Genomic DNA, 10,991 nt, shown 5'->3' on the forward strand with positions numbered 1-10,991 from the left:
CCAATTTAAATTGGATCGAAATTATTGTTTACTATCTCAGCTTCACCATTATCTAACCAATAGTCGAGTTCATCTTTGGATATGTAATTGTTTCCTTGATAACATCCTGGTGTAATATCCTTGTTTTGAATATAATATGCCGGAATATTACAGTTTACACTTTCATTATAAGATATTCTAGCTGTTTCAGTCCCAATCGCTGTTATGTCAAATTCTACCCCAGTGTTTTTTATCCTTATTCGTGCCATCCCTTTACCTCTCTTTCTTTGCACTAAAAAAGCACCCTAACTGCTGTCTACTGTTAAGATGCTTATATTAATTCCTTTATTCCTCTAGCTGCGTTATACACTTTTTTCATCATACTGTTTTCATTCAGATACTCTAAGCCTTTTAAAGTTATTTCTGGTCTGATTAATTTTACTCTCGGGTAATCATTGTCTAATGAATACCATACATCAATCCCCTGTATATATCCTTGTTCTTTTAACATTGATATTATCCTTGACCACCTAGGCTTAGATATATCAAGTTCTTTATATCCTATTAATTCAGGGTCGAACTCTTCTAAATCCATTGATTTTTCAAGTATCTTCAAAATTCTATATACGTATTTAAAATTATCCATTAAACCCCCCACTAATCTAAAATTGTAATACTTTCAATATCTGGCTGTTCAGCAATATAATGTTCATCTATAAAAATAGCTGCTTCCTCATCTTCATCTTCAGATTGCATATAATATGAACAATCATATTCTGCTGATTCACCATTAGTGTAAACAATACTAATTCGATGCCCCTCGGCTTTTCTCATTTCCTCCAGACTTACCATTACTTGGCTCCTTTCTAGGTACTATGTGTGTACCTTTCTTTGAGTAGTGTATTGAAAAATATCTTGTTGGTGTAACTTTTCCAGAGACCTCATCAACAACAAAACCCATTATATCCTTACCAAACACAAATTCTTTCTTAATCCAATTTTTAGTTGGATTAGTTATTTTTAAGTCTCCGGTTCCTTGGTATTTATCGACAAGCTTTTGCGGATCTACTCCATCGGCTAAATAACTTTTACCACCATAATTATTATGACCTACTATATGTTTCCCTTGCTTACCGTCATGAATCTTTTTAATACACTTATCAGATTTTATATATCTCCTTGTTTCTTCAATTCTATCATCTATAGCCTTTTGCATCAAGTCATCTTTCGTCTTTTTAATATCAACATCCTTGACTCTGGTCTTACTTGCATCACCATTTAACAATCTATTTTCTAGTTCTTCAAGTTTTCTTTTCTCGTTGTTAAAGTTAGTTAAATCTGTTGTTCCTGCAACAACTCTTTTTTGCCTTCTGATTGCCCTCTCTAGTCTTCTTTGTTTCTGAGTTTCCTTGTAAGCATCATCAACTTTACTAGGGTCTAAGCTTGGTGGCTTAGTACTGATGCCGGGGTAAAAAGTGTTTAAATTATGCTGGCAGTTAACGTGCAGCAACCCTTCTGCCACGGCTTCACTTAGTAGCTGATATGGTCCATCATCAGGTGTACCACCACTAAATATATCATCTATCAATATTTCATTTTGCCACGGTACACATAAAGGACATGCGGTTAAGTGTTGAGATACTAGAACTGTTGTTATGCCTATTTGCATCCTCTTAGCCCCTTGCCCATGCAAAAAAGCTTTATGGTTAGCCGTTCTTAAACACATGGTAACATAATCAGCTATATTAACCCTTTTTCCGTTTTTATACTCAATATTAGTTATACCAGCTCTGAGATAATCAGCAGTTGCTCGGTCTATGGCCTGTGTAAGTGTCAGATTACCACTCGATAAGGCTATTTGCGTTCTTGCAATTACCCGCCTATACTGGTCATCCTGATATCTTAATATTGCCTTTGTTGGATCTGCTACAGTCTTTTTAGTTTCTCTTATTAAGGCTTTTAATTTGTCGTCATTCGTCCTAAAAAATATTTCTTCCTTAACTCTACCTGACATTTCAAATTCCTTTAATGCCTGTTTTGCTTCTTCCTTAGTGACAGATTCACTCGGTACCAGTTTATGGGGTTCTACTACTGGTTGTATGTGGTTAGGAAGTGCAACACTAATATTATTATCAAGAGCTGATTGTTGTACTTGTATAAGACTGTCAGAAGCCAATTTTACACCCTTATCATATGTATCTATTAATGCTGATTGTATCATCTGCTCAATCTCAGGTTCATATGAACCTATAATTTCATGATTTTCTGCTCTAAATCTCTCCATATCTCTAAGCTTAGCAGCCTGCCACTGCTCAAATTTAAAGCCCTGTTTCATTTCTTCTTTTTCATGCCTAGTTAGATTTTTCTTCATAGAAACAATTAGGTCAATTTCCATTTGCTGAAATATATTATTTATGCCGTCCCACGATCGATTATTATTCCTCAATCTCTTCCGGCTCTTCTTCATCTGATTCACCTTCTAAGTCATGTATTTCCTCTGGCTCTTCTTCTAGGACGTTTATCCCTCTTAGTATTTTAATCTTTTCTACTTCCTCATCCTTTTCTTTTTGAGTTAAGCTATCTCCCCATAACTCGTTTACTAACCTTTCTATACTCATTATGTTTGATGTAGCGGCCTTTGATGCAGTCTCTACTCTATCTTCAAAAGATGGACTCGCATATTCACCAAATAGTAATGATATTTCGTTTTCAGGTACCATAACATTTCGCCCATTATTACCTATAACTTGTTGAGTAATTAAAGCCGTATTTACAACCTGCGGAATAACTTCCATAAGTGTATCAACAATCTTTCCTCTTGTCTTTAAAGTTGTTTTTTCTTTTTCTCTTTGTGCTTCAGCATTATCTGTTTTTTTAAGATCAATACCTAAAGTGCTAGGAGATACAACACCTTGTAATATTAGATCTAGAATACTAGCATATGTACTCACAAAAGCTTCATAGTTTATTGTCGCTTGCACCTGCTCTATCTTATCTATCTGCCCCTCTTTCATGGATGTGTCAGTCTTAATAAACTTATTATCAAATGAGCTAGGGGTTAAAACTCTACCTGTATCAGGGTCCTTTGGTAAAAGAGACTCCGGTATATAAGTTTTAACCTTTCCATCTCTCATTGCCTCTATCCACTGTGATATAACTTCATCTAAGGCATCTATGTTGTCACTCTTACGATCAAGTATGCCCATTCCTCTATTCTTTTCTTTAGGTGACTTATAAAACCTAAGTGGTACACACAAGAAAAACTTATCAGACCAAGACACATCAGTTAAATCTGATATCTCTTCGATTGTTGATAGTGGTACTTCTTTGTTATACTCATCAACTAACTTGTACTCAATAGCCCCCTTCTTGTAAGACTCTATCAACTTGTATTTCTTATCATTTTTCTTGTAATAACTATAAAATCTGTACTCGTTCACCCTCCCTCTTTTAGAAATTATTTCCAAATCTTCCCCGGAAACAAATTCAATTATTGGGTAATCTGAAATTTCTTTATCATAGGAAAACTTAAAAACGCCATCTCCGACAATTAATGTTTCAGTTATGGCGTCCCTAAATAATTCACTATCAAAATTATTGTCTTTAGCTATATCTTCCCATGTAGATAATACTAGGTTATTTCCCTCTTGTTCGTCTCCTACCTGTAAGCCCTGGTAATCTCCTAATACTAAGTCTGTAATTGTATCTATAATAATTGCATATATGCCACTATGAAACTTCCTAATAATACCACTAGATGGCACTGAAGCCCAAAATCTAGCCTTACTTACACTGTCTGAGTTGATAGAAGACTTAAAAAACTCCTCTAGTTCAGATGGATCACCTCTGTACCAAACTCGGTTTTTTATGCAGTTATTGTTAAAGCTTACTCTTTCAGTTAGGTTGACCGGCACATCAGTATTTTGTTTAATTATATTTATCACTTTATCACCTCTCTCCTATCTTGAATTTATATGGTATAAATCCGTATTGACCACTATTGATTGTATGGTCGTTACGGTCCTCTGGTTCGTATTTATCTTCTTTCCAACTATATGATTCCATTTCTCGTATATGATGCTTATTATGGTCTAATACATGGTAATATGGCTCTTTACCATCATCACTATTTAACCAACCTAACATCAAATGAATACGGTCAATTATAGTCATCTTTTTCCAGGCATTAGTAAATCTATATACAGATGCCTTTGGATTTCTCTTCCTGAATTTATTTATTTCTGTAATTGTTGCTTGATCTGCTGAATCGATAAAGTTATCAGGACTAAATCCCCATTTTTTTCTGCACTTTTCTAAAAAGGCATAAAAAAGAGGCGCTATATCACTTGGCGCCAATGGTGTTTCAATATTCGCATTGTTGTATACTTCTTCTTCAAGATATATCAGTACTCCAGTATCAGTTATCCCCTGAAAAGACATTGCAAATGTATCTGGGCTTTCACTCGAATAAGCTGTATCTAAAGCTCCTGTAAACTGTGTAAACTTCCAAGGCCTTAGCTTATATTCTCTACAATACTTTTCATCAAGCCTATTCCTAAGCCATCTTTCTGACTTTACATGTACTTGTCTACTAAAGTTCGGAAATACTAATCCAGTTGCCCTACCTCTAAGCCCTAAAATTTTATTCTTGTATAACTTAGTGCCTTTTGGTACTGATCTTTTTTTCTTTTCAATTGCCTCAGGTGTAAGACTTAAGTTGTCATTGAATGTAAAGAACCAATACCGCCACTTGGGAGTTGGCTCAATCCTTTCTAAGTCTTCCATAATTTCAACCGGTACATCTTTGGTATATTTCTTATATGGCCTAGATCTATTTATAAACTCGTCATAGACTGGTAGATTTGGGTCATCTGGATTTAATGTAAGTAACATATAATCATTTCTAGACGATATCTCGCGCATAAATTCAATATCTGCTGTGTTACACTCATCAATATACACGCATCCATATTGACCGCCTAGAGCCATCTTCCACTTGTCCTTGTTGTCATAACCTAGAATATATATTACCTTGCCCTCAAACTTAATGTGAGGTATCTTATCTGACTTATCACCATTACCATAATATACTGCCCCTGGATGTATGTCCAATATTCCAAAATCTGCATTTATGATATTCTTTTCGGCAATACCTGTTGTTTTAGCCGCTATTATATGCAATTTCTTAGCTGACCTAGATACCATACGCATAAACTTTACGCCAGCACCTACAGTAGTCTTTCCACTAGCTGTAGTCCCCTCTAATATATCTACATCAACGCCAGTTACAGTATTACAAAAATCAATATATTTTTCTGATAAAGGCATTATGTGATTACTCATCTAATCCCTCACCACCTAACTGACTTATTACATCATCTAGTTTTTCGGTATTTACGTTAGCATTAATGTCAATCTTGTCTGTAAATAGACCTAAATGTTTACCTAAAAGTTCTAAGGCTGATTTTTTATCATAAAATTTAACTTCTCTATCTTTCCCGAATTCAGTTTCCTTAACTTTTACAGATTGTATACACGCCAAATCTTCTTTCTGTGCTTCACTTAAAACTTTGCCAGTTTTTAAATCAACCACATCACTAATATTTATAAACCCTATCTTAGCTAACTCCTCTATAACTCTATCTGCTGTTACTCCTGTTCGCTTAGACCTTTCGGCCATTGCTTTAGAAATTTCGTTTGAAATATTAGGTTTTATAAGGTTTTCAGCACCTATGACGGCTGCTGTTTTTACCGAATACCCTGCTCGTATGGCTGCCTGAGTGGCATTTAAATCAATTAGGTATTCTTCGACAAATCGACGTTGTTTTTCTGTTAATTTAGCCATCAGGCTCACCACCTTTCTTAACTCTTGTCCGTTTTACTCAACTTATATTTTTTGCGTTAAAAAAGGGCCCTAGTTAGAAGCCCTATTTTTATTATTTATTAATTAATTTTCATCGTTATTCATATATCTTAAATTATACTTTATACGCATATGTTACATCTTACCAAGATAATATGCTAGTGTAGAAATAATCATAATACTTGCAAGCACCACATTAGGTATTAACCAAAGAGGTTTTTTGAATATATTTTTAAGTGAAAGTCCCATCTCTTTGTCATTTATTTCTCTAACAAATTCAAACATTACGCATATAGTGTTAAACAATATAAACCCTAATAGTGATATTATAAATACTAGCCTATATATGGACGCCCTATCTATATTAGATAGAACCGATGTTGAAAAAGCTACTCCCCCTGTAAAGGCTAGTACTATCGATGCAAATATGCCTAGTATTGTTATGTATTGTTTTTCAGATTCTCTCATGCTTTTCATCAATATATTTTTATTTTTTTCTGACTCATCTTCTAACATCTTCTTAGCTATCTTATTAGCTCTTTCCTTTATTCCATCAATTTGATATGATACTAACAGTGAATGATCGAAAATCTTTATAACTATTTTCGAAGAATCTGAAGTAACTTCATTCTTCATTACATACTCATATAATTTGCTGATATTAAAGTTATAATCCGATTCAGATTTTTCATCCTCAAATATGGAAAATAATTGATTGCTTAATTCTGAATACATCAGCCTCATACTATTTTTGCTACAATCAAGGTATTCTTTAATTATATCCAAAGTATTTTGGGGCTGATAATCATCAATCAATAAACTATTACATATACGCCTCATGTAGTTTACGTTTATATTGTTATCACCTTCATTTGTTTCTATTTCCTTAGTTATGTCTTTAGTCCTATCTTTATCAGTTTTTAGTAATATATCCTCGCGCATTATTTACAAAAATACTCCTCAATATATTTTATTTGTATTATTCTATTACAATTTTTTGAATACGACTTCTTCCATGGTGACTGGTTGTGTGTTATCTCTACTAAATCAATAGCTGAATAGCTAGATAAACGGTTTACAACTTCTTCAATAAGCTTTTTATCACTATCGAATATGTATTCATTTAACATTTTATTTTGCACATATACCCCCGGTATATTACCTGCTCCAAATTTTTTATACTCTCTATATACCGCCGGGACAACCGGACCCAAATTCCAAGCTTCTATATTATCATTAAAACAGATTTCTCCTCTTTTTATCAAAAAATGGCACTGAATAAAATATAATAATTTTTGTAATTTTAAATTGGATATATTATAACAATTATCATCACTATATTTCACGACATACCTACTTATTGTTAATGCATCATAAGTCATAGCTGCTCGCCCCTAACTAAATTATATTATTTAAAAACGTTTCTTTTTTAATTTATCGTCTTATTTATTATATCATTGCACGGTGTTTTTCGCAATATATACCTATTTAAAATACAAAAAGAACCCCCATAAGGAGTTCTTTTTGCTATTATTCAATTGTGTTTAATTTTAATAAATATTTATAAATTTCAACAATATAATTCACTTAAAAAAGCCGCTATCCCCGTACAATCATATTTAGCTTTGTAAAAAGACCTAATCGTGGCTATAAAAATGTGTTTGTGAGTAGAACACTAAGGAATTATATTAAAACCTTATTTTTCTTCCTTCATACTCCACAATACCATAATATCACATTTAGGGGGCTCATTGTGGCTCTTCTTTATATGAACTGCTTAAATTCTTCCAAAGCCCAACCGTGCTTTCGTTTTATTTGGCTATAGCTATATCCCATCTCTGCCGCTATCTCAACCAAATTATTTCCCTTGAGATATTTCATTTCTAATATTTGGATGTGGTCTGAATTAGACATTTTATCGAATTTGGATATGATTTCTCGTTTTAAATCTATCTGCTCATCAATCAACTTGTCCATATCATTTTCAAACTCACAAATTTTATTGCCGACTGAGTAGCATTACCACTAATAATATACTTATCAGCAAATTTTTTCTGTTTTAAAGTTAACCCATGGTACATCACCCATTTCCCCACAAAAAAAGAGCCTTGCTAGGCTCTTTTAAAATTCGATTATTGCTGGTATAATAGCGGCACTCCTAGAGGTATAAATTCAGTCATATGATAAAACGTTTCATCATCTATGCCTATATTTTTTAAAAACATTTTCTCTTTAAGCAATTCTTCAAAATAAGAGAATAATTTGAAATTATATCCACCTTGCTTAGAAGTAAAAGTTATACCAACCAGATAATTATCTGAAAAGTATTCTAGTGACAGAAAAACTTCAGAATTACATCCAAATATTTTTTCATGATTATCATATACTTCAAAATTATTCTTTGATGTATTACCTATCTTTATTTTCATTGATGGTATGCATTTTTTTCTCCTATTGCCCACCTCCTTTTTTTATTTTATACTTTTTGTTTATCATATTACTCGGTATTTATCAAGTTTTTTTATGGTATGAAAAAAATTCTACTTCCGCACCCAACTTGATCTCCTTTTAAATCTTCATTTATTATCTCGTCTATGCTCTTTTTAGACAAAATAATATTCCGATTTTTATCTGAATAAACATGATAACCAAATAGTATCAATGTTGGGTTGAAATGTAAAGTATTGTTCTTAATAAAGTTAGTTCCTATAATTAATATAACTATTAAATTCATAACTATTGATGGCAAAGAACAAACCTTTAATGAAACTATTGGGATTAAATATGTAATAAAATAGTTTAGCACTTCGCTATCCTTATTCTCAATATGTTCAAAGTTGTATAGTCTAGTAGATGTAGATGCATCTTTTTTTACAAGATATATCCATAACCCTAAAAATATATTCGATAACACAAATATTACTGCGCAAATAACCCAAAATATTCTATTTTGATTAAATGTATTTAAAATTTCTTTAAAACTAAACTTTTTTAAATTATTAAGCCAAACCAATATAAAGACTATTGAATATGATGAGAGAAACATTAAAATTTTTCCTAACCTGTTTAGCAAAACAATCACCTTCTTTCATCGGTACCTCTATCTTCTCCTATTATTGTTTTGTAGTATGCATCCTGCATAAGATTTATAAAATCTGCAGCTTGAGATTTATTATCGTAAATTATTTTATTTTCTTTATTAAATGTTATTCCCAATTTAAAGTCTTTTATTACTTGTTTTGTTTTTTCTGGTTTATCTAAAAATAAAAACTTGTTTTGTTTTTTTTCCAGCTTTGCTATTCTCTTTACAAAGTTTAAATTATCCAAAACATCTACTTTTAACTTTTCAAACCCAACTATTTCTTCAAGTTTTTTATTTTCAAATATTTTTTCAGCCTCTTCTTTAAAAATTTCGTATAACCCAAATATTTTTTCAAAAGCTGAATGATTTTTTATAATAATCTCTTTATCAAATATTATTATATCAATACCTGGTTCTATAGCAATGCTATTATTTATATCTATTTTTTCTAAACTATCTTTAAGTAATAATTTTGCAACCATCCCGCTTTTGAAAATTTTTAGATTTTTATTTTGCTTAAAGAAATATATCTTTTTTCCTTTCCCCATAATAAGCTCATACACATAAAAGTTAATTTTTATTTTTTTTAAGTCGTCCATTAATCCCGGCAAACAAATCTTTTTAAAAAAAGAATCTATAACAGGATAATTCTCAGTGCTATCTTTTTCTAAAGTATTATCAAGAGATCCGACTATGTTATATGTCAATATATTCATTTTTGAATACCTATCAAGACAATCTTTAATTGTATTTTTTATAAAATTTTCTATCTCTTGACTAATTTTTCTATTATAACAAGCATATTCATTTTTATTTTTAGTACACATATAAAAATTTATTTTTGAGTCATCTATTTTTTTGTTAATTTCATTAAAATCCATATTAAATCCTCCATTAAATAATATTATCATTTTAATAATATCAAAGGAAAATGTTTTTTACAATATATACCAATTAAAAATATAAAAAAGAGAAACCTTAATAGATTTCCCTTTTCTTTAATAATAACTATAAGGAGAATTTTTTATTTGTATCACTATGATTATAATACTATATTATAATGACATCTTCTTCCTCATCCTTTCTTTATGTTTTCCTTTTTATTATTTCCAATCTTTTTCTAAATAATATCCTTTCTTGTACATTTCTTCTATTTCCATTAATGTCCTAACTGGATTCATACTTTGTGCAGCACTTAATATAAGTTGCTCTTTCATTTTGTAATAGGTATCTTTTGATATATGCATTTCTGTAATAATTCTAAGCCAATTGGCATTTTCAATATACCTTAGTTTAAACAATACTTTTTGTTCTGATGTGAAATTATTTATTGCTATCTCTATTTTTTTATTTAAGTTTATTAGCTTTTTTTTATTATTTTCTAAGAACTCAATTTGTTTTTCTTTTTCTACTATAAAATCTTCTACTTCAGATGACACAGAATATGTTTTGCTTAATTTTTCTTTAGAATAATCTATCCCATTATAAGAAATACAATCTAGTTTTACACTTTCTATATCAATATCAAACTGCTTTATCTGACTAGGTATCTTCTTATAACTATGCAAGATTTCTTCTGTATTTCTTTTCTCTTCATTACTTATCATATTCTACCTCCAAATTTAAAGACTAAAATATTATTTTATTAATTTCTTTTTCTGTTTCATTTGTGCATACATCTACTGCAGTAAGGGTATCTATTAATGTTTTTCTAAATTCAGGAAGCTTACCTTTCTTAGGTACCACATAACCTCCCCTTGTAACTCCATATCCATTTTTTAATATTCTTATTAGAGCTATTTTTGTAAAAAATTTTTTTCTTAATTTCTTATCTTGTAATGCTGTATTGTAATCTATCATTTTTCTACCTCCTAAAATGGCACATCATCGTCTTCTACTGTTTCTTTAAATTCTGCACATACATTATATTTTTCTGGATCATTTTTTTGCTTTTCTAATAATTGTATATTTCTCCCAGATACTTTGGTAAAGATTCTTTTCTCTCCACCTTGAGTTTCATATCTATCTACCCTAATTGCTCCTTGAACTGCCACTAATTTCCCTTTA

Annotated in this window: 17 protein-coding genes; all 17 read right to left on the reverse strand. The window is 31.0% G+C overall.

Features of this window, described 5'->3' with window-relative positions; all coding sequences use genetic code 11:
• Positions 1-5: 5 nt before the first annotated feature.
• Positions 6-248 carry a hypothetical protein gene (locus tag BMY82_RS08635; RefSeq protein ID WP_091976150.1) on the reverse strand — a complete coding sequence of 81 codons (243 nt, stop codon included), beginning with the start codon at positions 246-248 and terminating at the stop codon, positions 6-8.
• A 62-nt stretch (positions 249-310) separates the two neighbouring features.
• Positions 311-625 (reverse strand): YjcQ family protein, encoded by a 315-nt coding sequence (locus tag BMY82_RS08640; RefSeq protein WP_091976151.1) that lies wholly within the window; start codon positions 623-625, stop codon positions 311-313.
• 11 nt (positions 626-636) lie between these two features.
• Positions 637-813 (reverse strand): hypothetical protein, encoded by a 177-nt coding sequence (locus tag BMY82_RS08645; RefSeq protein WP_242938951.1) that lies wholly within the window; start codon positions 811-813, stop codon positions 637-639.
• Positions 785-2,446 carry a phage minor capsid protein gene (locus BMY82_RS09605; RefSeq protein WP_144019733.1) on the reverse strand — a complete coding sequence of 554 codons (1,662 nt, stop codon included), beginning with the start codon at positions 2,444-2,446 and terminating at the stop codon, positions 785-787. Before BMY82_RS09605 ends, BMY82_RS08645 begins: the two co-directional genes overlap by 29 nt.
• Positions 2,415-3,923 (reverse strand): hypothetical protein, encoded by a 1,509-nt coding sequence (locus BMY82_RS08655; RefSeq protein ID WP_091976153.1) that lies wholly within the window; start codon positions 3,921-3,923, stop codon positions 2,415-2,417. Before BMY82_RS08655 ends, BMY82_RS09605 begins: the two co-directional genes overlap by 32 nt.
• A gap of 4 nt (positions 3,924-3,927) precedes the next feature.
• On the reverse strand, positions 3,928-5,322 hold the full coding sequence (locus tag BMY82_RS08660; RefSeq protein WP_091976154.1) for a terminase: 1,395 nt from the start codon (positions 5,320-5,322) through the stop codon (positions 3,928-3,930).
• Positions 5,315-5,824, reverse strand: coding sequence for a terminase small subunit (locus BMY82_RS08665; protein WP_091976155.1), 510 nt, complete (start codon positions 5,822-5,824; stop codon positions 5,315-5,317). The genes BMY82_RS08660 and BMY82_RS08665 overlap by 8 nt, the downstream gene beginning before the upstream one ends.
• Before the next feature lie 153 nt (positions 5,825-5,977).
• Entirely contained in the window at positions 5,978-6,784 is an 807-nt protein-coding gene (locus BMY82_RS08670; RefSeq protein ID WP_091976156.1) for a hypothetical protein, read from the reverse strand.
• Positions 6,784-7,224: a Panacea domain-containing protein gene (locus BMY82_RS08675; RefSeq protein WP_091976157.1), complete on the reverse strand. Its 441-nt coding sequence runs from the start codon at positions 7,222-7,224 to the stop codon at positions 6,784-6,786. Before BMY82_RS08675 ends, BMY82_RS08670 begins: the two co-directional genes overlap by 1 nt.
• 382 nt (positions 7,225-7,606) lie before the next feature.
• Entirely contained in the window at positions 7,607-7,819 is a 213-nt protein-coding gene (locus BMY82_RS08680) for an RNA polymerase sigma factor sigma-70 region 4 domain-containing protein (protein WP_091976158.1), read from the reverse strand.
• A complete protein-coding gene (locus BMY82_RS09715; RefSeq protein WP_091976159.1) occupies positions 7,807-7,923 on the reverse strand; it encodes a terminase small subunit in 117 nt (38 codons plus the stop codon). Before BMY82_RS09715 ends, BMY82_RS08680 begins: the two co-directional genes overlap by 13 nt.
• A gap of 51 nt (positions 7,924-7,974) precedes the next feature.
• Positions 7,975-8,271: a hypothetical protein gene (locus BMY82_RS08690; RefSeq protein ID WP_091976160.1), complete on the reverse strand. Its 297-nt coding sequence runs from the start codon at positions 8,269-8,271 to the stop codon at positions 7,975-7,977.
• 92 nt (positions 8,272-8,363) lie between these two features.
• The gene (locus BMY82_RS08695) at positions 8,364-8,756 is read right to left on the reverse strand and encodes a hypothetical protein (protein ID WP_207645488.1); all 393 of its coding nucleotides are present in this window, start codon (positions 8,754-8,756) and stop codon (positions 8,364-8,366) included.
• Between the two features lie 164 nt (positions 8,757-8,920).
• Positions 8,921-9,805, reverse strand: a complete 885-nt coding sequence (locus tag BMY82_RS08700; RefSeq protein ID WP_180366767.1) for a Kiwa anti-phage protein KwaB-like domain-containing protein — start codon at positions 9,803-9,805, stop codon at positions 8,921-8,923.
• Positions 9,806-10,027: 222 nt separating this feature from the next.
• Complete coding sequence (locus BMY82_RS08705) at positions 10,028-10,531, reverse strand: DUF1492 domain-containing protein (protein WP_091976163.1); 504 nt, start codon at positions 10,529-10,531, stop codon at positions 10,028-10,030.
• Between the two features lie 22 nt (positions 10,532-10,553).
• Complete coding sequence (locus BMY82_RS08710; RefSeq protein ID WP_091976164.1) at positions 10,554-10,784, reverse strand: hypothetical protein; 231 nt, start codon at positions 10,782-10,784, stop codon at positions 10,554-10,556.
• 11 nt (positions 10,785-10,795) lie between these two features.
• A partial coding sequence (locus tag BMY82_RS09410; RefSeq protein WP_144019734.1) for a single-stranded DNA-binding protein occupies positions 10,796-10,991 on the reverse strand: 196 nt, incomplete at its 5' end.

The organism is Peptostreptococcus russellii (assembly GCF_900110295.1).
Classification (GTDB): domain Bacteria; phylum Bacillota; class Clostridia; order Peptostreptococcales; family Peptostreptococcaceae; genus Peptostreptococcus; species Peptostreptococcus russellii_A.

What these genes read in the sequence shown, in the direction of transcription:
- BMY82_RS08635 (WP_091976150.1), bottom strand. Translation starts at nt 248, where the DNA reads ATGGCACGAATAAGGATAAAAAACACTGGGGTAGAATTTGACATAACA.
- BMY82_RS08640 (WP_091976151.1), bottom strand. Translation starts at nt 625, where the DNA reads ATGGATAATTTTAAATACGTATATAGAATTTTGAAGATACTTGAAAAA.
- BMY82_RS08645 (WP_242938951.1), bottom strand. Translation starts at nt 813, where the DNA reads ATGAGAAAAGCCGAGGGGCATCGAATTAGTATTGTTTACACTAATGGT.
- BMY82_RS09605 (WP_144019733.1), bottom strand. Translation starts at nt 2,446, where the DNA reads ATGAAGAAGAGCCGGAAGAGATTGAGGAATAATAATCGATCGTGGGAC.
- BMY82_RS08660 (WP_091976154.1), bottom strand. Translation starts at nt 5,322, where the DNA reads ATGAGTAATCACATAATGCCTTTATCAGAAAAATATATTGATTTTTGT.
- BMY82_RS08665 (WP_091976155.1), bottom strand. Translation starts at nt 5,824, where the DNA reads ATGGCTAAATTAACAGAAAAACAACGTCGATTTGTCGAAGAATACCTA.
- BMY82_RS08670 (WP_091976156.1), bottom strand. Translation starts at nt 6,784, where the DNA reads ATGCGCGAGGATATATTACTAAAAACTGATAAAGATAGGACTAAAGAC.
- BMY82_RS08675 (WP_091976157.1), bottom strand. Translation starts at nt 7,224, where the DNA reads ATGACTTATGATGCATTAACAATAAGTAGGTATGTCGTGAAATATAGT.
- BMY82_RS08680 (WP_091976158.1), bottom strand. Translation starts at nt 7,819, where the DNA reads ATGGACAAGTTGATTGATGAGCAGATAGATTTAAAACGAGAAATCATA.
- BMY82_RS09715 (WP_091976159.1), bottom strand. Translation starts at nt 7,923, where the DNA reads ATGTACCATGGGTTAACTTTAAAACAGAAAAAATTTGCTGATAAGTAT.
- BMY82_RS08690 (WP_091976160.1), bottom strand. Translation starts at nt 8,271, where the DNA reads ATGAAAATAAAGATAGGTAATACATCAAAGAATAATTTTGAAGTATAT.
- BMY82_RS08700 (WP_180366767.1), bottom strand. Translation starts at nt 9,805, where the DNA reads ATGGATTTTAATGAAATTAACAAAAAAATAGATGACTCAAAAATAAAT.
- BMY82_RS08705 (WP_091976163.1), bottom strand. Translation starts at nt 10,531, where the DNA reads ATGATAAGTAATGAAGAGAAAAGAAATACAGAAGAAATCTTGCATAGT.
- BMY82_RS08710 (WP_091976164.1), bottom strand. Translation starts at nt 10,784, where the DNA reads ATGATAGATTACAATACAGCATTACAAGATAAGAAATTAAGAAAAAAA.